This window comes from Chryseobacterium lacus, from assembly GCF_003336205.1.
In the GTDB taxonomy this organism is placed as follows: Bacteria; Bacteroidota; Bacteroidia; order Flavobacteriales; family Weeksellaceae; genus Chryseobacterium_A; species Chryseobacterium_A lacus.
The window spans coordinates 216,666-243,648 of record NZ_QPIE01000002.1; the positions used below are offsets into that span (position 1 = coordinate 216,666).

Annotated in this window: 24 protein-coding genes; 11 read left to right on the forward strand and 13 right to left on the reverse strand. The window is 38.9% G+C overall.

Annotation, left to right across the window (positions count from 1 at the left end):
- Positions 1 to 108: 108 nt before the first annotated feature.
- Together cysS and folE are read right to left on the reverse strand one after the other, a co-directional pair.
- Complete coding sequence (cysS, locus tag DQ356_RS03020) at positions 109 to 1,575, reverse strand: cysteine--tRNA ligase (protein WP_114302985.1); 1,467 nt, start codon at positions 1,573 to 1,575, stop codon at positions 109 to 111.
- 15 nt (positions 1,576 to 1,590) lie between these two features.
- Entirely contained in the window at positions 1,591 to 2,259 is a 669-nt protein-coding gene (gene folE, locus DQ356_RS03025; RefSeq protein ID WP_114302986.1) for a GTP cyclohydrolase I FolE, read from the reverse strand.
- A 97-nt stretch (positions 2,260 to 2,356) separates the two neighbouring features.
- Here folE and DQ356_RS03030 point away from each other — a divergent pair, with 97 nt between their 5' ends.
- Positions 2,357 to 3,511 carry a hypothetical protein gene (locus DQ356_RS03030; RefSeq protein ID WP_114302987.1) on the forward strand — a complete coding sequence of 385 codons (1,155 nt, stop codon included), beginning with the start codon at positions 2,357 to 2,359 and terminating at the stop codon, positions 3,509 to 3,511.
- 3 nt (positions 3,512 to 3,514) lie between these two features.
- On the opposite strand, the gene DQ356_RS03035 is transcribed toward DQ356_RS03030, so the two are convergent.
- On the reverse strand, positions 3,515 to 4,612 hold the full coding sequence (locus tag DQ356_RS03035) for a fatty acid desaturase family protein (RefSeq protein WP_114302988.1): 1,098 nt from the start codon (positions 4,610 to 4,612) through the stop codon (positions 3,515 to 3,517).
- 165 nt (positions 4,613 to 4,777) lie between these two features.
- On the opposite strand from DQ356_RS03035, the gene DQ356_RS03040 reads away from it, so the two are divergent.
- Positions 4,778 to 5,068, forward strand: coding sequence for a GNAT family N-acetyltransferase (locus DQ356_RS03040; RefSeq protein ID WP_114302989.1), 291 nt, complete (start codon positions 4,778 to 4,780; stop codon positions 5,066 to 5,068).
- 177 nt (positions 5,069 to 5,245) lie between these two features.
- Here the strand turns inward: DQ356_RS03040 and DQ356_RS03045 are convergent, their stop codons facing one another.
- From DQ356_RS03045 to smpB, 3 genes are all read right to left on the reverse strand, one after another.
- On the reverse strand, positions 5,246 to 5,986 hold the full coding sequence (locus DQ356_RS03045; protein ID WP_114302990.1) for a YebC/PmpR family DNA-binding transcriptional regulator: 741 nt from the start codon (positions 5,984 to 5,986) through the stop codon (positions 5,246 to 5,248).
- Between the two features lie 77 nt (positions 5,987 to 6,063).
- Entirely contained in the window at positions 6,064 to 7,506 is a 1,443-nt protein-coding gene (locus DQ356_RS03050; protein ID WP_114302991.1) for an OmpA family protein, read from the reverse strand.
- 77 nt (positions 7,507 to 7,583) lie between these two features.
- Positions 7,584 to 8,042, reverse strand: coding sequence for an SsrA-binding protein SmpB (gene smpB, locus DQ356_RS03055; protein WP_114302992.1), 459 nt, complete (start codon positions 8,040 to 8,042; stop codon positions 7,584 to 7,586).
- Positions 8,043 to 8,221: 179 nt separating this feature from the next.
- On the opposite strand from smpB, the gene DQ356_RS03060 reads away from it, so the two are divergent.
- The 6 genes from DQ356_RS03060 to DQ356_RS03085 all read left to right on the forward strand — a co-directional run bounded on the left by DQ356_RS03060 (position 8,222) and on the right by DQ356_RS03085 (position 15,436).
- Entirely contained in the window at positions 8,222 to 9,850 is a 1,629-nt protein-coding gene (locus DQ356_RS03060) for an ABC-F family ATP-binding cassette domain-containing protein (protein WP_114302993.1), read from the forward strand.
- Positions 9,851 to 9,995: 145 nt separating this feature from the next.
- Positions 9,996 to 11,708: a single-stranded-DNA-specific exonuclease RecJ gene (recJ, locus tag DQ356_RS03065; RefSeq protein WP_114302994.1), complete on the forward strand. Its 1,713-nt coding sequence runs from the start codon at positions 9,996 to 9,998 to the stop codon at positions 11,706 to 11,708.
- Positions 11,701 to 12,288 (forward strand): nicotinate (nicotinamide) nucleotide adenylyltransferase, encoded by a 588-nt coding sequence (nadD, locus tag DQ356_RS03070; protein ID WP_114302995.1) that lies wholly within the window; start codon positions 11,701 to 11,703, stop codon positions 12,286 to 12,288. The genes recJ and nadD overlap by 8 nt, the downstream gene beginning before the upstream one ends.
- A gap of 9 nt (positions 12,289 to 12,297) precedes the next feature.
- A complete protein-coding gene (locus DQ356_RS03075) occupies positions 12,298 to 12,639 on the forward strand; it encodes a DUF3817 domain-containing protein (RefSeq protein WP_114302996.1) in 342 nt (113 codons plus the stop codon).
- Positions 12,640 to 12,830: 191 nt separating this feature from the next.
- On the forward strand, positions 12,831 to 15,029 hold the full coding sequence (locus tag DQ356_RS03080) for an outer membrane beta-barrel family protein (protein ID WP_114302997.1): 2,199 nt from the start codon (positions 12,831 to 12,833) through the stop codon (positions 15,027 to 15,029).
- A gap of 83 nt (positions 15,030 to 15,112) precedes the next feature.
- A complete protein-coding gene (locus DQ356_RS03085) occupies positions 15,113 to 15,436 on the forward strand; it encodes an MGMT family protein (RefSeq protein ID WP_114302998.1) in 324 nt (107 codons plus the stop codon).
- Positions 15,437 to 15,497: 61 nt separating this feature from the next.
- On the opposite strand, the gene htpG is transcribed toward DQ356_RS03085, so the two are convergent.
- From htpG to hutI, 7 genes are all read right to left on the reverse strand, one after another.
- Positions 15,498 to 17,387, reverse strand: coding sequence for a molecular chaperone HtpG (htpG, locus tag DQ356_RS03090; protein WP_114302999.1), 1,890 nt, complete (start codon positions 17,385 to 17,387; stop codon positions 15,498 to 15,500).
- Positions 17,388 to 17,581: 194 nt separating this feature from the next.
- Positions 17,582 to 18,583, reverse strand: a complete 1,002-nt coding sequence (gene recA / locus DQ356_RS03095; RefSeq protein ID WP_114303000.1) for a recombinase RecA — start codon at positions 18,581 to 18,583, stop codon at positions 17,582 to 17,584.
- A 126-nt stretch (positions 18,584 to 18,709) separates the two neighbouring features.
- The gene (locus tag DQ356_RS03100) at positions 18,710 to 19,348 is read right to left on the reverse strand and encodes a hypothetical protein (RefSeq protein ID WP_126723228.1); all 639 of its coding nucleotides are present in this window, start codon (positions 19,346 to 19,348) and stop codon (positions 18,710 to 18,712) included.
- A 33-nt stretch (positions 19,349 to 19,381) separates the two neighbouring features.
- Entirely contained in the window at positions 19,382 to 20,191 is an 810-nt protein-coding gene (locus DQ356_RS03105; protein WP_394337243.1) for an oxygenase MpaB family protein, read from the reverse strand.
- A gap of 462 nt (positions 20,192 to 20,653) precedes the next feature.
- A complete protein-coding gene (locus DQ356_RS03110; RefSeq protein ID WP_114303003.1) occupies positions 20,654 to 21,949 on the reverse strand; it encodes an aldehyde dehydrogenase family protein in 1,296 nt (431 codons plus the stop codon).
- 76 nt (positions 21,950 to 22,025) lie between these two features.
- Positions 22,026 to 22,943 carry a formimidoylglutamase gene (hutG, locus tag DQ356_RS03115; RefSeq protein ID WP_114303004.1) on the reverse strand — a complete coding sequence of 306 codons (918 nt, stop codon included), beginning with the start codon at positions 22,941 to 22,943 and terminating at the stop codon, positions 22,026 to 22,028.
- A gap of 2 nt (positions 22,944 to 22,945) precedes the next feature.
- Positions 22,946 to 24,190: an imidazolonepropionase gene (hutI, locus tag DQ356_RS03120; protein WP_114303005.1), complete on the reverse strand. Its 1,245-nt coding sequence runs from the start codon at positions 24,188 to 24,190 to the stop codon at positions 22,946 to 22,948.
- A 118-nt stretch (positions 24,191 to 24,308) separates the two neighbouring features.
- Between hutI and ruvB the strand changes: the two genes are divergently transcribed.
- The 3 genes from ruvB (at position 24,309) to coaE (ending at position 26,972) form a co-directional block, all read left to right on the forward strand.
- A complete protein-coding gene (gene ruvB / locus DQ356_RS03125) occupies positions 24,309 to 25,331 on the forward strand; it encodes a Holliday junction branch migration DNA helicase RuvB (RefSeq protein ID WP_114303006.1) in 1,023 nt (340 codons plus the stop codon).
- A gap of 43 nt (positions 25,332 to 25,374) precedes the next feature.
- On the forward strand, positions 25,375 to 26,241 hold the full coding sequence (locus DQ356_RS03130) for an MBL fold metallo-hydrolase (protein ID WP_114303007.1): 867 nt from the start codon (positions 25,375 to 25,377) through the stop codon (positions 26,239 to 26,241).
- Between the two features lie 92 nt (positions 26,242 to 26,333).
- Positions 26,334 to 26,972, forward strand: a complete 639-nt coding sequence (gene coaE, locus DQ356_RS03135; protein ID WP_114303008.1) for a dephospho-CoA kinase — start codon at positions 26,334 to 26,336, stop codon at positions 26,970 to 26,972.
- Positions 26,973 to 26,983: the final 11 nt, after the last annotated feature.

The following is a 26,983-nucleotide window of genomic DNA, read 5'->3' on the forward strand; positions in this document are numbered from 1 at the left end:
ATTCATTTGAATATAAACAAATTTAAAATCTTAAACTTCTTATTTCCATTTGAATTAGGCTAAATTTATGAGCAAATAAAAAACCGGAACAAATTCCGGTTTTAGATTTTATTTTAATTCGTAAGTAGTTCCGTCTCTGCCGTCTTTCAACTGAATGCCTTGTTCCAGAAGCTGATCCCGGATCTGGTCTGAAAGTTCAAAATTTTTCGCCTTCTTGGCTTGCGTCCGGATATCGATGAGCACCTGCAAAGCCTGATCCAGTTTCGCATTGCTGTTTTCTTCCATATTCTGCAATCCCAAAACATCATACACAAAAGCATACATCAAGTTTCTTAGTTCATGAAGATTTTCTTCCGTTATGCTTTCCTTCCTTTCTTTTAAAAGATGAATAAATTTCACGGCTTCAAAAAGATAAGAAATCAAAATCGGCGCATTGAAATCGTCCGCTAATGCCTCTTTACATTTTTGCTCCCATTCTTTAAGATCAAATCCTGCAGATCCGGTTTCCGAAACCTGAATGTTGTCGAGAAGTTTGACTGCTTCCATGAGCCTGTGAAATCCTTTTTCTGCTGCTAACATCGCATCATTCGAAATATCGAGAACGCTACGGTAATGCGCCTGCATAAAGCAGAACCGAACTACGGAAGGATGAAATGGCTTTTCAAAAAAATCATTCTCACCAGAAATTAATTCCATAGGTAAAATATAATTTCCCGTAGATTTGCTCATCCGTTGACCGTTCATAGTCAGCATGTTGGCATGCATCCAATAATTAACGGGAGCTGTTCCATTGCATGCTTTTCCCTGTGCGACTTCACATTCGTGATGGGGAAATTTAAGATCCAATCCACCCCCGTGAATATCAAAATTTTCTCCCAAATATTTAGTTGACATCGCAGTACATTCCAGATGCCAACCGGGAAAACCTATTCCCCAAGGTGAATTCCACCGCATGATATGTGCGGGTGAAGCTGCTTTCCACAACGCGAAATCCTGCGGATTTTTTTTCTCATCCTGACCGTCGAGATCACGGGTATTGGAAAAAAGTTCATCTATATTTCTTCGGGAAAGTTCTCCGTAATTCAAGCCGCGCCGGTTATATTCCATCACATCAAAATAAACAGAGCCATTTTTCTCATAAGCAAAACCGTCTTCAATAAGTTTCTGCGCAATTTCAATCTGCTCCAGAATATGCCCTGTAGCTGTTGGTTCGATGGTAGGCGGAAGCAAATTGAAACGCTGCAGTACTTTATGAAAATCTACTGTGTATTTCTGCACAATTTCCATCGGTTCCAGTTTTTCCAGCCGTGACTGTTTCACAAACCGGTCGTTATTCACATCGCCATCATCGGTCAAGTGCCCTGCATCTGTGATATTCCGCACGTAACGGACTTTATATCCGAAAAAAAGTAAGGATCGGTAAATAAAATCGAAGGACATAAAAGTCCGAACATTCCCTAAATGCACGTTGCTGTACACCGTAGGTCCACAGACATACATTCCCACATTGCCTTCTACTATTGGTTTAAAAATTTCCTTCTCGCCGGAAAGCGAATTATAGATTTTTACGTTCATGATCTTCTTATTTACTTAATAATCCAATTTCGCATGGCTTCCCACATAATGCAGGAATTCTTGTCTTGTAATAGGATTGGTTCTGAATATTCCGCTCAGTTCTGCGGTAATAGTGGAACTTGCAGTATCCTTAATTCCTCGGCAATTTACACAAAGATGTTTCGCATCAATAATACACGCAACATCCGTTGTTCCGAGCGCTTCTTTCATGGCATCTACGATTTGCATCGTCATACGTTCTTGAACCTGAGGCCGTTTTGCGTAATAATCGACAATTCTATTGATCTTTGAAAGGCCAATGACTTCGCCGTTTGAAATATAGGCAACATGCGCTCTTCCGATGATCGGGAGGAAATGATGCTCGCAGAAAGAATAGACTGTTATGTCTTTTTCCACCAGCATTTGGCGGTATTTGTATTTATTGGAAAAAGTCGAAATTCCTGGTTTATTTTCGGGTAAAAGGCCACCAAATATTTCGTTCACATACATTTTTGCGACGCGTCTCGGGCTGTCTTTCAGGGAATCATCGGTCATGTCCAGACCTAAAGTTTCCATGATTTCACCGAAAAGTTTTTCTATCTTCTGAATCTTCTCTTCCGGCGACAGTTGGAAGGCATCCGCACGAATGGGAGTATGTTCTTTTCCGGTAAAAACGTCATCGTCATTATCAAAAATATCTTTCATAGAAGCATTGTATTCAGCAAAATTAAGGAATTTAAATGGTGTTTATATTTTAATTTTAACCAAAAAAACAGTACTTTCGTTACGCTAAATTAGTTCTATGCTGAAAGCGGTACATGTAAGCGGCTCCCTACAAAAAAAAGAATTTCTCGAATTTCCTGCGCGGCTTTATAAAGATGATAAAAGCTACATCCGCCCTCTAAACAAGGATATTGAAGCAGTATTTGACAGAAAAAAAAACAAACTTTTTGAAAGAGGAGAATGCGAGAGATTTCTTTTCGAAAATAATGCCGGACAAACGGTAGGAAAAGTCGCCGTTTTTGTTAATCCATCTTATAAAAACAATCAACCAACCGGCGGAATCGGTTTTTTCGACTGTATCAACGATCAGAAAACTGCTGATTTTATTTTTGATTTTTGCAAAAACTGGCTTCAGGAAAGAGGAATGGAAGCCATGGACGGTTCTATTAATTTCGGCGAGCGCAATAAATTCTGGGGCGTACTGATCGAGGGATTTCACGAACCGCTGTATGGAATGAACTATAATGCTCCCTATTACCAGCAACTATTTGAAAACTATGGTTTTAAGGAGTATTTTCAGCAGCTTTGCTACAGCCGTTCAATTTACGCACCTGTTTCCCGAGCATTTACGATGATGCATTCCAAGCATTCCAGAAATCCGGCTATCAAAGCCAGGCCTTTGACAAAAAACCGGCTGGAAAAATTCGCTAAAGACTTCACAGAAATTTACAATAAAGCCTGGGCAAGCCATGAAGGCGGGAAACAAATCTCTGTCGCAAAAACATTGAGAATGTTCCGTTCTATGAAACCCGTGATCAATGAACATATTGCTTGGTTTGTTTATGAAAATGAAAAACCGGTGGCAATGTGGATCAACATTCCGGATCTGAATCAATGGTTCAAATACCTGAACGGAGGATTTGGTTTATTAGAAAAATTAAAATTCTTGTGGATCAAGAAGTTCCGGGAAAACTCCAAAATGGTGGGCATCGTATTTGGCGTAGTTCCTGAATGGCAACGAACCGGAATTGAAGGATTTATGATCTGGGAAGGCACCCAACATCTGAGGGAACACACCACATTTCAGGAAACAGAACTTCAGTGGATTGGTGATTTCAATCCGAAAATGATGAAAATAGCCAAAAATTTAGATGCACAAGTGACAAGAAAACTGGCTACTTATCGTTATCTTTTCGATCCCAACCAATCCTTTGAAAGACACCCTGATATTTAATCCTTACATCGTTTCTTCCATCACCTCGCTGATGGAAGTGGCATTGGATTTTAAAAGCTGATAATGCTTACCAAGTGCCGTAAACATTGAGAATCGCTTATAGTTAAGGTTATTTTCTTGGGCAAACTCTTTAATTTCTTCAGTAATTTCATCGTAATAAGCATAACTGTAATTTGGGAAAAGATGATGCGCAACATGATAATTGAAATTACCCAGAACATGCCTAACAAACCAATTATTTTCTTTTAAATCATTGGTCACTTCAAACTGATGGCGCATCCAGCTGTACGGAAGATTTTTATCTTCATCCAACTGCGGAAATTCATTATCAGGAAGCGGATGCAACGGCAGTAACACAAAAAGCGCAAAAATACTGGCCACAATAATTTGAATAAACCAAGCTCCTAAAGCTAATCTTAATGAAGCCTCAAAAAATAAAACAGGAACTGCAATCTGATAGAAAAAATAGAATAATTTGAAAATGATCATTTTTATTTTTTCATTTAAAGGTATCGCACCCTGAGTTTTCAGAATGATTCGGTTTTTATCAAAAAAATCGCGGAAATCGCGGATAAACATCCAGTTGAACAGATAAAACGGATAAATTAAAAAGAAAATCCTGTGTTGTATTTTCTGGATGCCTCTTGGTGGTATATGAGGGTAAATCTTTAAAAGTCCGCTCTGCTCAATATCCGTATCCCATCCGTCCACATTGGGATATGCATGATGGCTCACAATGTGACGCTTTTTCCAGATGTAGGAATTCGCGCCTACAAAATCGAAAAACCGAAGTACAACGGCATTTAATCTCTTATTTTTGAAAATATTGTTGTGGGCGGCTTCATGAATAAGATTGAGGTAAATGAGAACGAGCAGAATTCCCATAAGAGCAAATAACATAATGTACCATAAAGGATTTTGCACACTAAGAAGAGCTCCAAAATATAATCCGATATAAAATAAAGGCATAATAACCGCTTTCCAACGAATGGAAACATCGCGGTCTTCCGATATAGAAGCAACGCGATTCTTTACCCGGTTCCTAAGGTCATTAAATAATGAAGTTTCTTCCGTAATTTTTTGATAGATTGGTTTGTCCATTTGATACTGATGATTTCAAAACTAAAATAATTTCATCAAAAAGTCATTTCAGTTTTCTTAACCTTTATTGCAATATTACGTTTTCTTTAAAATTTAAAAAAGAGAAACTGAATTCTATAAAGCCTTCCCTGCGAATTCCATTACCTTTAACGAAACAAATATAATATGAATTTTGAAAACAACAGATCGGGGAACGGGGGTGTGATTACGTTAAACAAAGAAACCGAAGAAGTAGGCAGGTTGACCTACACCATTTTTCCTGATGAAAATAAAATGATCATTTCTTTCGTTTTGGTGCACTCTAAGTTTGAAGGCCGTGGAATGGGAAAATATCTGGTGGAAGAAGGTATCAAATTTGCTCGCGACAATAACTGGAAAGTGTATCCGCATTGTTCTTATGCCCGTGCTGTGATGTCGCGAATGAATGATGTAGAAGATATCTTCTTAACACGTTAGCACCTCATTAATAATCTTTTTTATCCGGAAAATATAAATTGAACTTCCGAAACACCTAAAAATTCAAATTAAAACTGACTATCTTATTATTGAAGTAACGACTATTTCTGAATTTTCTTCATAAGAGTACGAAAAGAACCTCTAAAAAAAAGAATTGTATTTCAAATCAGCGTTATCTTAAAGTGTTTCGAGAAGTTCATCAGAAATCTCCATATTGTGATATACATTCTGTACATCATCATCTTCTTCAAAACGCTCAAGCATTTTCATATTGGCTTTAAACTGATCGTGAGTCATTTCCTTTGTTGTATTGGGAATTCTCTGGAGTTCGGCACTTTTGGGTTCTATTCCCAATTCCTCCAATTTGTGAGATAAGGATCCAAAATCTTCAAAAGCCGTCGTAATCATTACTTCTTCCTCATCGGAATCGATCTCTTCCGCACCACCGTCGATCATTTCCAATTCAAAATCGTCCCAGTCCAAATTTATCTGAAGTTTATCAAGGGTAAAAATTCCTTTCCGATCGAAGATAAAAGCCAGTTCGCCGTTCTTTCCGAGATTTCCGTCAAATTTATTGAAAATCGCTCTTACATTGGCCACCGTTCTTGTTGGGTTATTAGTAGTACAGTCTACAAAAAAAGCGACACCACCTTGTCCGTAACCTTCATATGATACTTCCTCATAGTTTTCAGCATCTGCTCCACTTGCTTTTTTAATAGCTCTTTCCACGTTGTCCTTCGGCATATTGGCACCTTTTGCATTCTGTATGCAACGTCGTAAAGCCGGATTAGAATCAGGATCAGGACCACCAGCTTTCACGGCTAATGCAATATCTTTCCCAATTCTGGAAAACGTTTTGGCCATTTTATCCCATCTGGCCATTTTAGATGCTTTTCTGTATTCGAATGCGCGACCCATACTAATATAAAATTTAGAGTACAAAAATACAAAAACACCCTCAAATATTGAGGGTGTTCATTATGATTTGAAAATTATTATTTTCTTTTTTTAGGAGCAGCTTTCTTAGGAGCAACTACATCAGATTTTTGGTATTTGTTCCATTCAGCATCATCACCAACGTATCTTACAGTTACTTTTCTATCAGCTTCTCTTTCTGCGTTAGATGCATTTTCAGGCACCTTAGCATTTTGCTCACCAACTCCGATAGACTTCAGAACGCTTGGGTCAACTCCTCTTGCATCCAGGGCAGCAACTACAGCAGCAGCTCTTCTTTGAGACAAGTTCAGGTTGTAAGCTTCAGAACCTTTTTTATCGGTTTCACCTACGAGTAAGAATCTACCACCATCTTTTTTGATGATATCTGCAGCAGTATTCAATGCTCCGTTAGATTCTGGTTTGATGGTCGCTTTATCAAAGTCGAAATAAACTGCTTTCAGTTCTTTTTCAACTTCTACTTGAGTTACTTCTTTTGGCTTAGGACATCCATTATATTCAGGAAGACCTGGGATTGTAGGACAAGCGTCGTCTTTATCAAGGATTCCATCTCCGTCAGTATCTGGCCAAGGACAACCTTGATTTTCTACTGGACCAGGAACATCTGGACAGTTGTCATCTTTGTCGATTACACCGTCACCGTCAGTATCTGGCCAAGGACAACCGTTGTTTTCCACAGGACCTGCAACATCCGGACAGTCATCCAAATTGTCAGGAATTCCGTCTCCGTCCGTATCAGGACATCCTTGGAATTCTGGTAATCCTGGAGTATCAGGACATAAATCGTCTTTATCTAAGATTCCGTCTCCGTCTCTGTCTCTCTGTCCGAATCTGAATAAGATAGAAGCAGATGCTTGCCAGAAGTTAGGAGCGTTTCCATTATTGAAAGGTGTAGATACATAATCTCCCTGAATTCCAAGACCGAAGTTCTTAGTAATCCAGAAATTAGATCCCAAACCAAACGGCATAGCAAAGTGATTTGCTTTTCCGCTGGAGTTTTTGTCGTCATAGTTTACCATGACATCATTTGCGGCATCATAAGTCGGGAATATAACTCCGGAATAATCATGTCTCAAATAACTTGCACCTACTCTCAGATACGGATCAAACCATGATTCTTCGTTCCATAGAGCGTTTGCTTTTAATTGTAGACCAAGACCGGTCATTAACATGAATTCTTTACCCATATTAAATCTTGCGTTGGGTACATTACCTACGGAAGTTTGCCAATCTAATACTAATGGCCCAACAAGATGTCTGGCTACTGTTAATTTAGAAAGTGGAGGCGTAATATGATAATCACCGACATTGAACAATCTTTGGAAGTGATTAAATTTTTCACCTACTCCGCCATTTGCAACGGCCATGTGATTCACTCCGTGAGCTCCTACCCCAATTAGCCAAGGGTTATTGCTCGTTTGAGCGAACACAGTAGAGGCAACTGTAAGTGCCAATGCTGAAATTCCTAATTTTAGATTTTTCATAGAATTAAATGATTAAATAATTGATATTGCAAAATAAATATAATTTTTCCTGATAAACAAAGTTTTTGCGTGTTTTTTTAACTTTTTTTAAGAACTCTGTCAAGGTTTCTTTTATTTTCTCTCTCTTTGATGCTTTCTCTTTTATCATAAAGCTTTTTGCCCCGTGCCAAAGCAATTAAAACCTTAGCCTTGCCTTTTTCATTAATATATAGTTTCAACGGCACGATGGTATTTCCGGCATCTTTGAGTTTTTTCTCAAATTTCTGAAGTTCCCGTTTGTGAAGCAGCAACTTACGCTCTCTTTTTGTTTTATGGTTATAAAAGGTTCCCAGTTTATATTCATCAATCATCATGTTAATGATATAAAGTTCGCCATCAATGAACTGACAAAACGCTTCCGTAATACTCGCTCTGGAGGAACGAAGGGATTTTATCTCTGTTCCTGTCAGAACCAGACCCGCCTCGAGTTGATCCAAAATCTCATACTCATATCGGGCTCTTTTATTAAAAATATTGACGGTTTTTTCGATCTTCATATTTTCGTTACAAATTTTGAACAATTTGTCCAGAATATGCTTATAAAATTTTAAACAATGTTATTAAAATTAATTACGCCAAGAGCACTGATCTCATTCCACCGGTTATGAAGCATCAAACCGTTACCTGCTTAAAGCCAATTTCTTTTCGTATTTTTGCACCAAATTTACAAAACAATATGTTAACAGTATCAAATCTATCTTTACAATTTGGAAAGAGGGTTCTTTTTGACGATGTAAATATCATGTTTACCAAAGGCAACTGCTACGGTATCATTGGTGCTAACGGAGCCGGAAAATCTACTTTTTTAAAAATATTAACTGGAAAACAAGTTCCTACTACCGGCAATGTATCTTTAGAGCCAGGAAAGAGAATGTCTGTTCTGGAGCAGGATCACTACGCCTATGATCAATATACTGTGTTGGAAACTGTACTTCGTGGTAACACCAGACTTTTCGATATCAAAGAAGAAATGGATAGCTTATATGCAAAGCCTGATTTTTCTGACGCAGACGGCATCAAGGCAGGTGAACTGGGTGTTATTTATGAAGAAATGGGAGGCTGGAATGCAGAATCCGATGCACAAACCATGCTGTCCAACGTAGGCGTGAAAGATGAAATGCACGGGCAAATGATGAGTGAACTGGAAAATAAAGACAAGGTGAAAGTGCTTCTCGCACAAGCGCTTTTTGGAAATCCAGATGTTTTAATTCTGGATGAGCCAACCAATGACTTGGATATCGAAACCATCTCCTGGCTTGAAGATTTTCTGGCTGATTATGAAAACACCGTAATCGTTGTTTCCCACGACCGACATTTTCTGGATGCTGTTTGTACTCATATCGGTGATTTGGATTATTCGAAACTGAATCTTTATACCGGAAATTATTCCTTCTGGTATCAAGCCTCACAATTAGCAACGAGACAAAGAGCGCAGGCAAATAAAAAAGCTGAAGATAAGAAAAAGGAACTTCAGGAATTCATCGCAAGGTTCAGTTCCAATGTTGCTAAAGCTAAACAAGCCACAGCGAGAAAAAAAATGTTGGACAAACTGAGTATTGAAGACATCAAACCAAGTTCCAGACGCTATCCTGCCATTATTTTTGAAATGGAAAGAGAAGCAGGAGATCAAATCCTGGAAGTGAAAGATCTTCAGAAAACAAAAGACGGAGAATTGCTTTTTTCCAACATTGATTTTAAATTAAAAAAAGGAGATAAAGTCGCTGTTATTTCCAAAAACTCTCTCGCTATTACAGAATTTTTTGAAATTATCTCCGGAAATGCAAAACCAAACGGAGGCGAATATCACTGGGGAGTTACCACCAACCAATCTTATATTCCGCTCGACAACACCGAATTTTTTCAGGATAAAAACCTGAATTTAGTGGATTGGCTCCGTCAGTTTACAAAAAATGATGAAGAAAGACACGAAGAATATATGCGCGGATTCCTGGGCAGAATGCTCTTCTCCGGAGATGAAGCTTTGAAATCCTGCACCGTACTTTCCGGTGGGGAAAAAATGCGTTGTATGTTCAGCAGAATGATGCTGCAGCGTGCGAATGTTCTGCTGATGGATGAGCCTACCAACCACCTAGATTTGGAAAGCATCACCACGCTCAATAACTCACTCAGTAATTTTAAAGGAAATATTTTATTGTCATCTCATGACCACGAATTGCTGCAAACCGTTTGTAACAGAATCATTGAGCTGACTCCGAACGGAGTTATCGACCGTGAAATGACTTACGACGAATACCTCACCGATAAAAAAATAAAAGAACTGCAGACACAGATGTACGCAGGATAATTTTTTGTTTATTTTAGAATATAAAATCCATCTTATCAGCAAGATGGATTTTTTGTTAACGACTATATTCATCACGTCCGGACTTGTAATTTATAAATGATCCAGTTAAATATTAAACCAATTAAATTTGTAAATTTGTAACATTATGAGTCAAAAATGGATTTACAAACCCGAACCGGACGAGGAAGTGGTGGACCGACTGAGCATGTCCCTCGGTTTTGGAACATTTGAATCTAAACTTCTCGTTCTTCGTGGTATTGATAATTACGAAAAAGCCCGGGAATTCTTTAAGCCAAAACTGGAAGACATTCACAATCCTTTTCTGATGGCAGACATGCAGAAAGCTGTAGAGCGTATTGCCACCGCCATAGAAAATGGAGAAAAAATATTGGTGTACGGTGATTATGATGTGGACGGAACTACCGCAGTAGCGCTGATGTACCTGTACCTCAGCAAAATTGTTCAAAAAAAATACCTTGATTTTTATATTCCTGATCGTAATGCGGAAGGTTACGGTATCTCGAAAGAAGGGATAGATTTTGCCAAAGCGAATGGTTTTTCTCTTATTATCGCATTAGACTGCGGAATAAAAGCTGCAGACAAAATAGATTATGCGGCTTCTTTGGGAATTGATTTCATTATCTGTGACCACCATTTGCCTGGCGATGAAATTCCGAATGCCTGTGCTGTTTTAGATCCGAAAAGAAAAGACTGCCGCTATCCTTACAAAGAACTTTCCGGATGTGGAGTAGGTTTTAAATTGTGCCAGGGATTAAACACAATATATAAAATTCCCGATGCTGAAGTCTACGAATTGACCGATTTGCTGGCCATTTCGATTGCAGCAGATATTGTAGCGATGACCGGCGAAAACAGACAGTTAGCAAAATTGGGATTGAAACACCTTCGGAAAACGAGAAATATGGGAATAAGACTCCTTATTCCTGAAGAAAAACTTTCAAATTTTGATATTTCAAATATTGTTTTTGAAATTGCTCCTAAGATCAATGCTGCAGGAAGAATTTCCCATGGGAAAGCTGCCGTAGAACTCATGATTTCGGATAATCTGAAACACGCCCATCAGATTGTGGACAACATTATGGGATTGAATGATGAACGACGCGAATTGGATATGAATTCCACCGTTTCTGCACTCAATCAAATCATCACTACCGGACAAGAAAATAAATTCACTACCATCGTGTTCGATCCCAGCTGGAACAAAGGCGTGATCGGCATTGTGGCCTCCCGACTTACAGAAACGTATTACAAACCGACGCTCGTTTTCACAGAAGGAACCAATAACGAACTGGTAGCTTCTGCAAGGTCTGTTTCAGATTTTGATGTCCATGCGGCGTTGGATAGCTGTTCGGAATATTTCCTGAAATTTGGCGGACATCAGGCTGCTGCTGGACTTTCTATGGAAAAAGATAAGTTTGAAGCATTTAAATTAAAATTTGAACAAGTAGTGGCAGAAAAAATTCAGGAGCATCAAAAAACTCCGTGTCTCATGATTGATTCTGAAATCCATATAGATGATCTGAACCGGGAGTTTATGAGTTTTCACCGGAAACTCGCTCCATTCGGGCCACAAAATATGAAACCCGTTTTGGTTCTTAAAAATCAGAAAGTTTCAGGTTTTGTTAAAACGATGGGGAAGGATAATAATCACCTCAAATTTTATATCAAACAGGAATCTACCGGAAGAAGCTATGAATGCGTAGGGTTTAAACTGGGACAGTTTGCGGATGATTTCAGGACGAAAAGTTTTGACATCGCTTTCACGCTGGAAGAAAACCACTGGAAAGGAAATATAACGTATTACCTCAATATTCGGGATGTCAAATTCAATGAGTAAAAAAATAGGTTTATTTTTCGGATCTTTCAATCCAATTCACATCGGGCATCTGATTCTGGCGAATTATATTACCGAACATTCCGACATGGATGAACTTTGGTTTGTAGTCAGCCCACAAAATCCTTTTAAAGAAAAAAAATCTTTGCTGAAAGATACCAACCGCCTGGATATGGTGCAACTTGCGATACAAAATTATCCAAAAATGAGAGCATCCAATGTTGAATTTTCGCTTCCCCAACCCAGCTATACGATTGACACTCTTGCTCATCTGAAAGAACAATATCCGCAATATAGTTTTGCCCTCATCATGGGTGAAGATAATTTAAAAAGCCTTCACAAATGGAAAAATGCCGAAAAATTGATGAATGATCATCAGATTATCGTCTATCCACGGGTTTCTATTGGCGATGAGGAAAAACAGCAGCACTTTCAGCATGAAAACATCAGCCTCATTCAGGCACCTGTTATAGAAATTTCAGCCACGGAAATCCGGAATATGATCCAACAAGGTAAAAATGTACGGCCGATGCTGCCGCCTGAAGTTTTTGAATATCTGGACGGCAGTTCATTGTACAAATAAAAATCTTTTATGAATTTCATCGAAAAATATTTTTCAAAATATCCTCAGGAAAAAATCATTACCTGGTTCCGAAAAGCCTGTGTTGCAGAAGCGTGGACGTGTTTTTTTCTGTATTTAGTTGCCATACCATTGAAACGGTATTTTCCTGAAAACGATCCCGTTTTAATTTTCATGATTATTATCGGTAATCTTCATGGCTTTTTCTTTGTTGCCTATCTTCTGCTTCTTCTTCCGGTTCGGAAGATTTTCTCTTGGGATGATGAAGATTTCGTGTTCGCAATTCTGGCAGCATTCTTTCCTTTTGCAACCATTTGGATTGACAAAAGCCTGGCAAAATTTGACCGGGAATAATTTTTCTTGAATTTTTTGTAACATTTCTTTCTTCCTTACGTCATATTAGTCGTAATCAAGGATGCATTGCGCTACAATTATTTATTAACAACCCGATAAGGGTTTTATTTTTAAACCATTACTTTGCATTGCAAGCTACTTGACGACGATCACTTCTTTAAAAATAATTAAACAGTAAAAAAAATAATATTATGAAAAAAACAATTTTTCCCTTAGCGCTCTTATCGATGACTTTGGCCTATTCCCAAAAAGGAGATCAGAAAGATACCTTGAGCATTCAGTCCATACAAGAAGTGACCATGACTAAAAAAGTTTTTCAGAAAAAAGCAGACCGTTTTGTTTATGATGTTGCCAATGCTCCTGTTGCAAAAGGAAATACCGGTTTCGGGCTGTTGCTTCAGGCTCCATTAGTAAGCAGCACCGATGACAAGACCCTCCAAATTCTTGGAAAATCCAATGCTATCATCTATATCAACGGCTCCAAAACAATGATGAACACAGAAGCTGTTATCGAAATGCTGAAAAATATGCCTTCGGAGAACATCAGTAAAATCGAGATCATCAGTGTCCCGGGAAGTGAATTTGATGTGGAATCAACCGATGGAATCATCAATATTATATTAAAGAAAAAACCTGATGATGGCATCAACGGAAACGTAAGAGCTACCAACAATCACGCAAAGGTAAACCGTCAGTCGGCAGCAGCATCATTGAATTTCAGAAAAAACAAACTTGGCATCAGCAGCAGTCTCCGTTTTTCCAACTGGACTACCAATCAGGAATATCTTCTGAAAAACGGCACAAAAGATTATTTTAATATTTCCGAAGGTCCGGTAAACGATCCCAGTCAAAATTTGGGAGGATATCTTAATATTGATTATTCCCTTTCTGAAAAACAGAATATTGCTTTGTTGCTGAATTCCAATGCCAACAGAAGTTATGGTTCTGATGCAGAGCTCTTTAATACCGTAACCACTCCTGCAGGAACCACGTACAATATTACTCAGAACAAAGACGATTCTCGTGCTTATAACAATTCAGCAAACCTCAATTATCAGCTAAAAACAGATGAAAACGGCAGTAAGATCAACATGAGCATTGCTTATCTGAATTATAGAAAATTTGCTAACAGTACGAATGAAACTTTTGATTCAGACAGCAACCGCTGGATTCACGGGCTTTCTCAACGATTCCGCCAGGAAACTCCCCAAATCATCAACAGCTATACTGCAAAGGCAGATTATCTGCAGAAATTAAAAAAAGATTTTACCATAACAGCGGGCGGAAATTTTTCCAAAACTGAAACTGACAACGATATTCTTCATGAGAATCTTGATTTGAATACCGGAAGTTACAATAAAGATTTTTCCCAATCCAATCACTTTGTATACCACGAGAGAATTGCTGCTGCTTATTTTACCGTGGAAAAAACATTTTCAGATGCATTTTCTGCAAAAGTAGGAACGCGGTATGAAAACACCGATTCTACAGGAGAGACCCTAGATACACAGGAAACTTTAAAGAGAAACTATAATAATTTTCTTCCGTTTGCTAGTTTCAATTACCAATTGAATCCTGATAACAGTTTTTCCTTCGCATTTTCGAGTAGAGTGAAAAGGCCGTCCTTTTGGGAAATAAATCCAGTGAGAGTATATTTGACGCCTTCGAATTATATTCAGAATAATCCGTTTGTGAAGGCTTCCAATGTATATAATAACGAGTTGACCTATATGTACAAAAATTCATACTTTTTAATTCTAAGCCACACTCTTCTGAAAGATGACGCAACACAAATTCCATTGCAAAACGGAAATGAACTGCGGTATATCCGAACCAATTTCGGCGATAAAAATATGCTGAATGCTTTTGTGGGAATAAACAAAAATTTCTTTAAAGGCATTCTCAATTCCAACACCAACGCGGGCATACAAACCAATCAGGTAAAAGGTTTTCTGGATACCGATCCTATCACAGGAGATCTTTTTGATCCTTATGTTATGGACAGAACTACCACTTCTTTCCGTTTGCAGAGCAATAATAACATCAGGCTTTCTTCCAAAAAAGATTTATTTCTGGGGGTGAACTATTTTTATATCAGTTCACAAGTGATGAGTATCGGAATGCTGCAACCCATTTCGAGTCTGGATATTAATCTAAGGAAAATTTGGAACGACTGGACCTTTGTTCTACAGGCAAGAGACGTTTTTAACACCAATATTGCCATCATAGAAGACATCCAAGCCAATGGAAATTACAATTCGGTATATAATAAAGGATTTAACAGGAACATTGAACTTTCGGTAACGTATAATTTCGGCAACAGAAAATTGAAAAAAATGCGGGAAATAAACGATGCAACAAGCGAAATCAATTCCAGAACCGGATCTTAACACTAAAGGTTGCTTTTCTGAAGCAACCTTTTGTTTTTAGTTTCATTTTCGAAAAACTACCTGAATAGCTGTACCTTTGAGAAATGGATTCTTTGTTTAATGATCAGGTATATGAAATCATCCGCCTCATTCCCAATGGAAGAATGACGAGTTACGGTGCCATTGCAAAAGCGATCGGATATCCTAAACATGCACGACATGTTGGAAAAGCACTGCGATTTACAGAGGAAGATTTTCCCGCTCACAGGGTTTGCAATGCTTCAGGAAGAATTACCGCAAGCTGCACCCGCAATTTTATGGGAAAACTGAAAAAAGAAGGTGTAGAAGTAAAAGGGAACAAAATTCTGAATTTCAGGGAAGTTTTCTGGGATCCGATGATTGAAATCGATGTCAAAGAAAACGAATAAAAATTAAAAAACCTTGTCAACTGATAATATGACAAGGTTTCTGTTATTAAAATGATTTTTTCTAAACACTCAACTGCTGATAACTTCTTTTGATAAAATCCGAAAGGTCTTTTCCTTTCAGCAGGTTTTGTGAAAGCTTGGCAAGATCTAATGCATGCTTAATTTTAGAAGCTTTTTGCTCTTCATTTTCAGTCTTCAAAAGTTCAGAGGCCAGTTCACTGTTTGAGTTTACTACCAGGTTGTACATTTCGGGAAAACCATTCATCCCAAACATTCCTCCTCCGCCAGTTGCCTGCATATCTTTCATTCTACGCATAAATTCAGGTTGGGTAATGAGAAACGGCGCTTCAGAACTGTCCAGATCTTCCACCTGCACTGTAAAAGTCTTGTCGTTCACAGTTTCTTCTATACTTTTTTTCAACGATTCTTTTTCCGTTTCGTTCAGTTTAGAAATGGAAGTATCTTCTTTCTTAATCAGGTTGTTAATGTGATCGGCATCTACTCGTGCGAAAGAAATTTTCTCTTTGGAAGTTTCCAGTTTTTGAATTAAATGCGGAACAATGGGCGAATCCAACAGCAAGACTTCATATCCTTTTTCTTTCGCAGATTCTATATAACTGTGTTGTTCATCGGCATTTGTGGCATAAAGGATTACAAAGTTCCCGTTGGTGTCTGTTTGCATCGGTTTCAGTTTCTCCTCCAGCTCGTTCCACAGATAAAAATGTCCGTCCGTGTTGGGATACAGTGCAAACTTGTCAGATTTTTCATAGAATTTATCCTCAGAAATCATTCCATATTCAATGACGATTTTGATATCATTCCATTTTTTCTCGTAATCATCACGATTTTCATTGATGAGCGACACCATTTTATCCGCAACTTTTTTGGTGATGTAAGAAGAAATTTTCTTCACAGCACCGTCCGCCTGTAAATAAGAGCGGGAAACGTTCAAAGGAATATCGGGAGAATCAATCACTCCTCTTAGCAACATCAGGAAATCCGGAACAATCCCTTTTACTTCATCCGTTACAAATACCTGATTCTGATACAATTGTATTTTATCTTTCTCAATATTCAACGAATTGCTGAGTTTTGGAAAATATAAAATTCCCGTCATTTTGAAAGGATAATCTACATTCAGATGGATATTGAACAGCGGTTCCTCAAACTGCATCGGATACAACTCATGATAGAATTTTGTATAATCTTCTGCTGAAAGTTCGGAAGGCGTTTTCGTCCATGCAGGTGTTGGATTGTTGATGATATCATCTACCTCAACCGTTTCAGGTTTTGCATCCTCAGCTGCATCTTCCGGAAGCGGCAAAGTTTCTTTTTTTGTTCCAAATTTAATAGGAACCGGCATGAATTTATTGTACTTGGTAAGCAACTCGCGAATTCTGAATTCTTCCAGAAATTCTTCAGAACCATCAGCAATATGAAGGATTATTTCAGTTCCGCGTTCCGTTTTGTCGGTTTCTTCCAGCGTAAATTCCGGGCTGCCGTCACAAATCCAACGCACTGCTGGTTCGTCCTTATAAGATTTGGTAAGGATTTCCACTTTTTCTGCTACCATAAACGCAGAATAAAATCCGAGACCAAAATGGCCGATAATTCCTGAATCCTTGGCGGAATCTTTATACTTTTCCAGAAACTCCTCGGCTCCTGAAAACGCCACCTGATTGATGTATTTTTCCACCTCACCTGCCGTCATACCAATTCCCTGATCTATAATGTGAAGCGTGCGTTCCTCTTTATTGATTTTGATTTCAATCTGAGGATTTCCGTATTCCATATTTGCTTCTCCGATACTGATAAGATGTTTCAGTTTCAGTGTGGCATCGGTGGCATTAGAAACCAATTCGCGCAAAAAGATTTCATGATCGCTGTAGAGAAATTTCTTGATTAGTGGAAAAATATTATCCACGGATACATTAATATTTCCTTTTGTCATTTTGATAAGTTTTAAAATAATGTTTGATGATTCACAAAAAAAACACCATTCTCAAGAAGGTGACAGAGTGGCATTTTTCGGCTATAGAATAGAGAAATTCCTTCCTGATTTGAAGTAAAATTTTCTTTTTTAGAGAAAAAAAAACTTCGGTACACAAAACTGCACCGAAGCCTAAAAATTCTATCAGAAAAAAATTATTTATTCTTTAAAGCTTCTCTTACTTTATTCTCAATTTCTTCTGCCAGTTCGGGATTGTCTTTCAACACATCTTTTACAGCATCGCGGCCCTGCCCGAGTTTGGTTTCTTCATAGCTGAACCATGAACCGCTTTTCTTTACGATGCCCATTTCCACAGCAGTATCCAGAATTTCTCCCGTTTTAGAAACACCTTCGCCATACATAATGTCAAATTCTGCCATCTTGAAAGGAGGAGCTACTTTGTTTTTAACGATTTTTACTTTCACGCGGCTTCCTACAGCTTCGTCTCCCTGCTTTATGGGTGCACTGGCTTTTCTGATGTCAATTCGCACCGAAGCATAAAATTTCAAAGCGTTACCTCCGGTTGTCGTTTCAGGATTTCCGAACATCACTCCAATTTTTTCACGAAGTTGATTAATGAAAATCACGGTACATTTCGTTCTTGATATTGTGGCGGTCAGTTTCCTTAAAGCTTGGGACATTAGTCTGGCATGAAGTCCCATTTTGGAATCTCCCATCTCGCCTTCTATTTCCGCTTTCGGCGTTAATGCTGCTACAGAGTCGATCACCACGATGTCAATCGCTCCTGAACGGATCAAATTATCGGCGATCTCCAAGGCTTGTTCACCGTTATCTGGTTGGGAAATAATCAGATCATCCAGGTTGATTCCTAATTTCGAAGCATAGTGTCTGTCGAAAGCATGTTCCGCATCAATGAAAGCTGCAATTCCACCTTGTTTTTGGGCTTCGGCAATCGCATGCAATGTTAATGTTGTTTTACCGGAAGATTCAGGGCCATAAATTTCAATCACTCTTCCTTTCGGGTAACCGCCAACTCCCAGAGCAATATCTAAACCTAGCGAACCGGAAGGAATTACCTCAATGGAAGCATCTACAGAATCATCGCCAAGTGTCATCACGGTGCCTTTTCCGTAGGTTTTATCTAATTTTTCAAGCACTAAAGCGAGTGCTTTCTTTTTATCGTCTGCTGTACTCATTATTAATTTATTTTTTCAAAAATACGGAATTATAATCTCAAAATTTAGAAATGTTAATAAATATTCGGTTGCGATTTGAATTTAAAAATTCAATATGTTAAACAGTTTACTAAAGTCGGATCGACTTTAGTATCTGCGGTTTCTTAACATGAAATTTAAGAATTGATAAACTTGCTCCGGACTATGTTCACCGAGATAGGAAATATAACGGCCATCTTTCGAGATGATGGTAAAGTTACCATAAAGTGTTTCGGCAGGATAAAAGAGTTTTGAAAAAACAGCGTCTTTGTCTTTGATCCACTTTCGGAATTTATTATCGAATTTGCTGATTTTCGGAAAATTGCGTTCATCACTTACATAATAAAGCTCAGCATTATATTTCTTGGTTATATTTTTAAAATGGTCCTTTTGCAAAACATACCCTCTTAACCCTCTTTTTAATTGCTCCTTTGGCTTCGTGGTTAGGTAATGGATAACTGCAAAATCTTTATCAAGTACTTTATTGCCGTCTAAAGAAAGAAATTCTCTGACTGAATTTAATTGTTCGGCAGTTAAATATCCACTGCGAATTCTATTATAAAGTACTTTTGCAGGCTTTCCATCAATAAATTTTTCTAAATCAATATTTTTAGAATAATCTTTCGTTTCTAAAAATTGAATTAAACTGATTTTCTCTCCAGTTTCTAAATAAAAATCCATCGCGGTTTCATCTTCTTGCTGACTAAAAAACAAGAATGGGAACAAAAGAAAAAAAAGTGTTTTCACAAAAAGTTATTATTTGCTAAAGATAAAAATTTCTCAATAATGAAAATCTTTCGGGGTGTGTTTTATATAGTCATCTAACACCTTCATCTGTTCTTTATTGCCGAAATTCACCAGTTTTTGGTAGCCTTCAGGCGTATTTATTTTCCATATTTTTTCAGAAATCCTGTTCCCCTGAATGATCATTTTTGGGAACAAGGCCGGAAAAGAAACTTCCGGAATTTTCAATCTCTCGTTCAATTCCCTGTCCAGCAAAAACCAATTCATACTCTGGTGAAGTTTAAGCAACAGTTTTCTTTGAAATTTAAATTTGTAAATGGTATTGGTAAGGTTTTCGTCCAGCAAAGCCCGCGACAACTGCACAGAATCCTCATCCGCTTTGTCCTGAAGCGCACTCCATAAATAGAGCTGCTCTACGGCTTCTTGCCTGTTTTCGGGAAGATATTCTGCAGGAATTCCCAGCAGATAACCGATGTATTTCCAAAGATGAAAAACACCTTTCTTCTCTTCTTCGGAGATTTTAATTCCCAGTTTTTTCAGGCCTTGCATAAAAACCATTGAAAATCCGGTATAGGTAGCGATCATATCCCATGAATTGATGGGTTCGCCCCAGTTTTCGTAATCCCAGTTTTCAGCTTTCGCTTTGATGCTCAATCTCGCATAAGAATGCATCAGCCGGGTTCTGACAATCAATTGATACGCATCGGAATTAACTTTCAAAGCGTTTTCCCGTGTCACATGAACCCAGAATTCCAGTGTATCTTTTAAACGTTTCACCGCTCCTTTTTTTAAAGCTCCGGTGAAAATGAGCGGCTTGTTGAGATAGGCAAAATCGTAACCACCCATCAAGGTGAAATCACGGAGAATAATTAAAGCGTTCGTCCCGGTGCGCATGTTGAACCTTGCGCCAATATTGGCCAGTTCGGGATCGAACCACTCCGGAATCTGCTGCATTTGGAGAAACATTTTCTTCAGGCTTTCTGGTATTTCGTCATTTTCCGAGACAGGATTTTGGGAATATTTCTGTACCAACGCACTGGCTTCGTGATACGGCAATTTCAGATAAGTATCTTTTACCACCTGGTCACCCAATTCATCTACTTCGTAATATAAATGGGAATATTTTTCAAAATTTTGAATATCAATAGAGATGCCCGCCATTTCCAGAAGTTCCTTTCCGTTTCCGGAATTCCAGAAAGTTTGGAAATGTAGACTGTTATAAAACTTTGGTTGAACTTTCATGCACTATCCGGTGACAAATATCAAACCACATCAACTTAAATTTGACGACTGGAAAGAATCAGAAAGCTAAACTTCCCCAATAATCGATTTCATTACCGTAAATTCCCGCAATGCATAAAGAGAAAGTTCAACACCATAACCTGAATTTTTTCTTCCTCCGAAAGGCATTCTCCAGTCGGAACGGAAATTCTGATTGATGGCAACGCTTCCGCTTTCCAGATGAGTCGCAAAAAACATTGCTTTATCTCTGTCTTTTGTGTACACTGCATTGGCCAATCCGAACATCGTGCTATTGGCAATTGTTAAAGCTTCGTCGTCATTTTCAGCTTTAAATACCATTCCCAGCGGACCAAATAATTCCTCGTCCAATACCGGATTTCCGGCATTCATCTCCATCAGGCCGGGTTCGAAAGCCATCTCGCCGACTCTTTTCAAAGGCAACAGAATTTTCGCACCATTATCGATGGCTTTCTGATATTGATTTTCTAATTCGGAAGCGAGATCTTCCCTGGCCATAGATCCCAAAACAGTTTCCGGATCCTCAGGATTCCCCGGAATGTATTTTTGATATTCTTCTATAAATTTTGACAGAAATTCATCATAGATTTTATGGTGAATAATGAAACGTTTTCCTGCAACACAGGTTTGTCCGCAATTCTGCAACCTCGCTGAAGCAGCGTCTTCCGCAGCTTTGTTAATATCCGCATCTTCCAGAACAATGAATGCATCGCTGCCACCCAATTCGAGCACACATTTTTTCAGATTTTGTCCTGCCACGGCGGCCACTTTTCTTCCGGCTGCTTCACTTCCTGTTAGCGAAACTGCTTTAATAACAGGACTGGCAATCATTTCTTCAATCTCCGAATGCGAAGCTTTCACATGAGTAAAAGTTCCCACAGGAAATCCGGATTCTTCAAAAAGATGCTGAAGGGTATCGCCGGTTTCTTCACAAATGGAAGCATGTTTTAAAATCACCACATTTCCTGAAAGCATTGCCGGCACAGCAAACCTCAGCGCTTGCCAAAAAGGATAATTCCAGGGCATAATCCCAAGAATAACGCCCATCGGTTCATAATGAATTTCTGAAACGGCATGTTCTGTTTCCACTTTTTCTGTCATCAAAACATCCTTTGCTTCTGCATAATAAGCGCACATTCCAGCACTTTTTTTAATTTCTGAAATTGCCTGCGACACCGGCTTGTTCATTTCGCGGGTAATGATTTGCGCAAATTTTTCTTTATTTTCCAACAGTTTTTCTGAAAGAACCGTCAAAAGTTTTTGTCTTTCCTGAACCGAAGTTTTCTTCCACTCCATGAATGCTTTCTGTGAATTGTCCAGGATATTCTGTAGGTTATTTTCCATAGTGTAAAATTACTAAAAAAAGCATTCTTTGCCGAATGCTCTTTATTTATTGAATAACAAATCGATATTGACAAAGTCAATTTTTATCGCTGTACATCAGCCATTCGTTCACTAAACTGGCTGCCAGACGGGCCGTTTTTTCACCGGTATCCAAACTGGGATTTACTTCAGCCACATCCAGAGCGATCAATTTTTCATTTCGCAGAATATGACGGTACCAAAGCATAAAAACCGGATCAGCAAAAATTCCGTTGTAGGCTGTTGCCGAAACGCCGGGAGCCACAGCCGCATTGAAAACATCCATACAAACGGTGAGATACAACAAATCAATTTTTTCAGAAAGGCGGTCGATTTGTTCATAGATGAAAGGAAGATTTTCATAAAAAAGTTCATCAGCCAGAATATATTTCATTCCGAATTGGTGTGCTGTATCGAACAGTTTCAGGGTATTTGAATTCCTTTGAATACCAATATGCAACGAATGGATTTTTTCATCCTGAGCTATCTGCCAGAACCCTGTTCCCGAAGTTGCACCGACGCCTTCTTCCGGCATTCGGTTGTCAAAATGAGCATCGATATTAATGATTCCAATTCTTTTTTCCGGAAATGCTTTTTTCAGTCCGCGGTAATGGGCAAAAGTAACCTCATGGCCGCCTCCCAAAACCAAAGATCTCGCGCTTTTTACTACAACCTCAGCTACCGCATCAGCAAGTTTTTGTTGTGCAGTTTCCAAATCCTGATTTTCACAGAAAAGATTTCCAAAGTCTTTTAGTATTAAATTGGAATAAACCACTGGAAAATTAGCCATATTTCTTCGGATGCTATCGGGTGCATCCTTGGCTCCGGTTCTGCCTTTATTCCTTCTCACTCCTTCATCCACAGCGAAACCATGTAAAATGAAATCGTTGGGCGATATTTCTTTATCAAAACTGATCATTTGAAATAGCCTTTGATGTAAAGCATCATCTCCGTCATTTCTTCCGGTCCAAACCATGATTAGTATTTTTTTCCATTGATATACACAAAACAGGGCGATATGCTTCCCTGCATGTACAGAACGTTCTGATAGTTATCTGTTTTGTACGCCACGAAATCTGCCTTTTTTCCCGAAATTATTTTTCCCCGATCTTCCAACCCCAGAGCATGTGCGGCCCTAAAAGTAATTCCTGCAAGCACTTCGGCTGTAGACAGTTTTTCATAGGTGGCCAGAATACTGGCCTGTGTAATTAAATTTCCCATGGGTGCTGATCCCGGATTCCAGTCGCTCGCAATAGCCAAAATAGCTCCGGCATCCAGCAGTTTTCTGGCTGGTGTAAAAGGTTCGCCCAATCCGAGACTTGCTCCCGGAAGTGCGACCGCTACGGTATCCGAAGCCGCCAGAAAGGCGATATCTTCATCCACAGTGGCTTCAAGATGATCTGCAGATTTTGCTCCAACCTCCACGGCAACTCTTGAACTGCCCGGCGTGAACTGATCGGCATGTGCGGTGATATCAAAACCGAGAATTTTCGCTTTTTCTAAAAATATTTTGCTCTCCTCAGGCTGAAATGCAGATTTTTCAATAAAAATATCTACTCTGCTCGAAAGATTTTCTTCTTTCACTTTTGGCAAAACTTCTTCCAGAACATAATCCAGATAGCTATTGCTCCCATCACTATCTTCCACAAAATCCTTAGGTTTCATGTGTGCTGCAAGACAAGTGGAAATAAGAGTTGCCGGTGTCAAACCTTGAGCCTGACGAATCACTCGAAGCATTTTCAACTCCTGTGTTTCATTCAATCCGTATCCTGATTTTATTTCGATTGTCGTAATTCCTAAGGATAAAAGAAAATTAATCCGCTTTAAAAGCCCTTCCAGCAACTCTTCTTCCGTTGCTTTTCGCGTATGTTCCACCGAGCTCCAGATACCGCCGCCAGCTGCTGCAATTTCCAAATAAGTTTTTCCCGCATTGCGCATTGCAAAATCATGAGCACGGTTTCCGCCGAAGCAAATATGCGTGTGACAATCGGTAAAAGCAGGTAATAAAACAACATCTTCATCAATTACCTCAATATCACTTTCATAATTTTCTTTCAGAAAAAGTTCTTTTAATTCTTCGAAATTTCCGGCATTTACAATCTCATTATTGTGAATCAAAACACCTCCGTTTTCGATGATTTGAAGTTGTTCATCATTTATTTTTCCACGAAGCGGAAGATCTGCAAGAGTAACAATTTGCCTGAACGGCCCTATTAATTTCATAAGGTAAATGTAAACATTTGGACATAAAATAACAAGAAAGAAGGGTGAAAAAGATGTTCTGATTTTTTGTTTTTCATTTTAAAAATTTTACCTTTGGTAGCTACTGAAATAAAAAGAAATGTCAGATTTTTTACATGCGGACAAGGAAAATTATTCTCAAGATGAACTCCTGCAGGAAGAGAAAATCCGGCCGCAAAGTTTCGGAGATTTTGCCGGACAAAGGAAAACGCTGGACAATCTTGAAATTTTCGTAGCTGCGGCGAAAAACCGAAATGCAGCTCTGGATCATGTGTTGCTTCACGGTCCACCGGGATTGGGAAAGACCACTTTGGCACACATTATTGCCAATGAACTTGAAGTAAACTGCAAAATTACTTCCGGGCCAGTGTTGGATAAACCCGGAAGTCTGGCCGGACTGCTGACCAATCTGGAGGAAAATGACGTTCTTTTTATTGATGAAATTCACCGTTTGTCGCCTATCGTGGAAGAATATCTTTATTCCGCTATGGAGGATTATAAAATAGACATTATGCTGGAGACTGGTCCCAATGCGCGAAGTGTGCAAATAAACCTGAATCCATTCACACTGATAGGAGCCACCACCCGCAGCGGAATGCTCACCAAACCGATGCTCGCCAGATTTGGGATCCAAAGCCGGCTGGAATATTACACGGTGGAACTTCTCGGGATGATCATTGAAAGAAGCGCAAGAGTTTTAGGAGTAAAAATTTATGAAGATGCCGCACTCGAAATTGCCCGAAGAAGCCGCGGAACACCAAGAATTGCTAACGCATTATTGCGCAGAGTTCGGGATTTTGCGGAAATAAAAGGAAATGGCGAAATAGAAATCAACATTACAAAATTTGCATTAAACTCTTTGAATGTAGATGAATTCGGGCTGGATGACATGGACAATAAAATCATGCGGGTGATGATAGAAAACTTCAGGGGAAAACCGGTTGGAATTTCTGCGTTGGCAACCTCTATCGGAGAAAATCCGGAAACGCTGGAAGAAGTGTATGAACCGTTTCTTATTCAGGAAGGTTTTATTATCCGGACTCCACGAGGACGGGAAGCGACGGAAAAAGCGTATCAGCATTTAGGAATTTCAAGACCAAAAAGAACAGACGAACTTTTCTGAGAAAAAAACTTTACTCTGATCACAGATTTATTTTAATCAAAATATGAAACTATATCCTCTACAATGCGGTAAATTCAAATTAGACGGCGGTGCCATGTTCGGAGTGGTGCCAAAATCTATTTGGGAAAGAACCAATCCCGCAGACGAAAAAAATCTTATTGAACTGGGAACGCGTGCTCTTCTGGTGGAAGACGGAAAAAAACTCATTCTGATCGATTGCGGATTAGGCAATAAACAGGATGAAAAATTCTTTGGCCATTATTCACTTTGGGGAGAGGATTCTCTAGAGAAAAATCTTTCCAAGTATGGTTTTGTAAAAGAAGATATTACCGATGTTTTCCTTACCCATCTTCATTTCGATCATTGCGGAGGAGCGGTGGAATGGAACGATGAAAGAAATGGCTATCGTCCCGCATTCACCAATGCACAGTTCTGGACCAATGAAAATCACTGGCAATGGGCTACCGAACCTAATCCAAGAGAAAGAGCAAGTTTTTTGAAAGAAAATATTCTGCCAATGCAGGAAAGCGGACAGCTTAATTTTCTTCCACTTCCTGCAACCGGTAATTACGGTTTCGCTCCGGATTTGAAAATGGATGTCATTTTTGTAGACGGACATACCGAAAAACAAATGCTTCCTGTGTTGCAATATCAGGATAAAACCATTGTTTTCGCTGCCGATTTGATTCCTACCGCCGGCCACATTCCGCTGGTGTATGTCATGGGATATGATACGCGGCCACTTTTGACAGTAGAGGAAAAAGATAAATTCCTGAGGCAATGCATTGACAATGAATATCTTTTATTCTTCGAACACGATGCCCATCATGAACTTGCTAGCCTGAAAATGACGGAAAAGGGAGTGCGCCTGGACGAAACCTTTAGTTTTAATGAAGTATTTGGTTATTAAAAACTTCTTTACCTTTACCAATGAAAATTTTCCGAAATTTTGTAAATATTCATCTTCGTAAAAAATATTATCTTTGAATTTATTTGAAAATTATGGACACAACTGAGGGTGAGCCCCCACCGTCTGAACCCGAACCGAAGATTATCGGGCTTACCGGCGGCATAGGCTCCGGAAAAACTACTGCGGCACAGTTTATAGAAGAATCAGGATTTCCTGTTTATTATTCAGACATCCGTGCCAAAGAAATTGTGAATGAAAATGAGGTTCTGAAGCAAAGCATTCAGGAACTATTAAGCCCAGAATCATATGACGCTGAAGGGCTGTATAACAGAAAAACAGTTGCTGAAAAAGTTTTTGGAAATCCGGTATTGCTTCAGCAATTGAACAGCCTTATTCACCCTGCCGTCCGCGATGATTTTGAGTATTGGGTGCGTCGCCAGCATACTCCTTTCGTTTTTAAAGAAACCGCGTTACTTTTCGAACTTGGCTTAGAGAAAGAATCTTTTCGAACTATTTTGGTTACTGCCGAGGATAATCTTCGAATTAAACGGGTGATGGATCGCGACGGAAAAACTTATCGCGAGATAAAATCCGTTATGGAACAACAGATGCCGGAAAAAGACAAAATGAAAAGAGCCGACTTTATTATTCACAACAACAACGGGATAGAAACCCTGAAAAAGGAAATAGAACAAGTTCTGCAAGCTCTGAATGTGGTTGTAAAACAGTAAGTTACTCTACA

Coding starts and splice junctions, on each gene's coding strand:
- DQ356_RS03080 (WP_114302997.1), top strand. CDS start 12,831: ATGAAAAAAACAATTTTTCCCTTAGCGCTCTTATCGATGACTTTGGCC.
- recA (WP_114303000.1), bottom strand. CDS start 18,583: ATGAGTACAGCAGACGATAAAAAGAAAGCACTCGCTTTAGTGCTTGAA.
- DQ356_RS03105 (WP_394337243.1), bottom strand. CDS start 20,191: ATGGGTGGTTACGATTTTGCCTATCTCAACAAGCCGCTCATTTTCACC.
- folE (WP_114302986.1), bottom strand. CDS start 2,259: ATGAAAGATATTTTTGATAATGACGATGACGTTTTTACCGGAAAAGAA.
- ruvB (WP_114303006.1), top strand. CDS start 24,309: ATGTCAGATTTTTTACATGCGGACAAGGAAAATTATTCTCAAGATGAA.
- DQ356_RS03030 (WP_114302987.1), top strand. CDS start 2,357: ATGCTGAAAGCGGTACATGTAAGCGGCTCCCTACAAAAAAAAGAATTT.
- cysS (WP_114302985.1), bottom strand. CDS start 1,575: ATGAACGTAAAAATCTATAATTCGCTTTCCGGCGAGAAGGAAATTTTT.
- DQ356_RS03050 (WP_114302991.1), bottom strand. CDS start 7,506: ATGAAAAATCTAAAATTAGGAATTTCAGCATTGGCACTTACAGTTGCC.
- hutI (WP_114303005.1), bottom strand. CDS start 24,190: ATGAAATTAATAGGGCCGTTCAGGCAAATTGTTACTCTTGCAGATCTT.
- htpG (WP_114302999.1), bottom strand. CDS start 17,387: ATGACAAAAGGAAATATTAATGTATCCGTGGATAATATTTTTCCACTA.
- DQ356_RS03040 (WP_114302989.1), top strand. CDS start 4,778: ATGAATTTTGAAAACAACAGATCGGGGAACGGGGGTGTGATTACGTTA.
- smpB (WP_114302992.1), bottom strand. CDS start 8,042: ATGAAGATCGAAAAAACCGTCAATATTTTTAATAAAAGAGCCCGATAT.
- recJ (WP_114302994.1), top strand. CDS start 9,996: ATGAGTCAAAAATGGATTTACAAACCCGAACCGGACGAGGAAGTGGTG.
- nadD (WP_114302995.1), top strand. CDS start 11,701: ATGAGTAAAAAAATAGGTTTATTTTTCGGATCTTTCAATCCAATTCAC.
- DQ356_RS03085 (WP_114302998.1), top strand. CDS start 15,113: ATGGATTCTTTGTTTAATGATCAGGTATATGAAATCATCCGCCTCATT.
- DQ356_RS03110 (WP_114303003.1), bottom strand. CDS start 21,949: ATGGAAAATAACCTACAGAATATCCTGGACAATTCACAGAAAGCATTC.
- DQ356_RS03130 (WP_114303007.1), top strand. CDS start 25,375: ATGAAACTATATCCTCTACAATGCGGTAAATTCAAATTAGACGGCGGT.
- hutG (WP_114303004.1), bottom strand. CDS start 22,943: ATGGTTTGGACCGGAAGAAATGACGGAGATGATGCTTTACATCAAAGG.
- DQ356_RS03045 (WP_114302990.1), bottom strand. CDS start 5,986: ATGGGTCGCGCATTCGAATACAGAAAAGCATCTAAAATGGCCAGATGG.
- DQ356_RS03035 (WP_114302988.1), bottom strand. CDS start 4,612: ATGGACAAACCAATCTATCAAAAAATTACGGAAGAAACTTCATTATTT.
- coaE (WP_114303008.1), top strand. CDS start 26,334: ATGGACACAACTGAGGGTGAGCCCCCACCGTCTGAACCCGAACCGAAG.
- DQ356_RS03075 (WP_114302996.1), top strand. CDS start 12,298: ATGAATTTCATCGAAAAATATTTTTCAAAATATCCTCAGGAAAAAATC.
- DQ356_RS03060 (WP_114302993.1), top strand. CDS start 8,222: ATGTTAACAGTATCAAATCTATCTTTACAATTTGGAAAGAGGGTTCTT.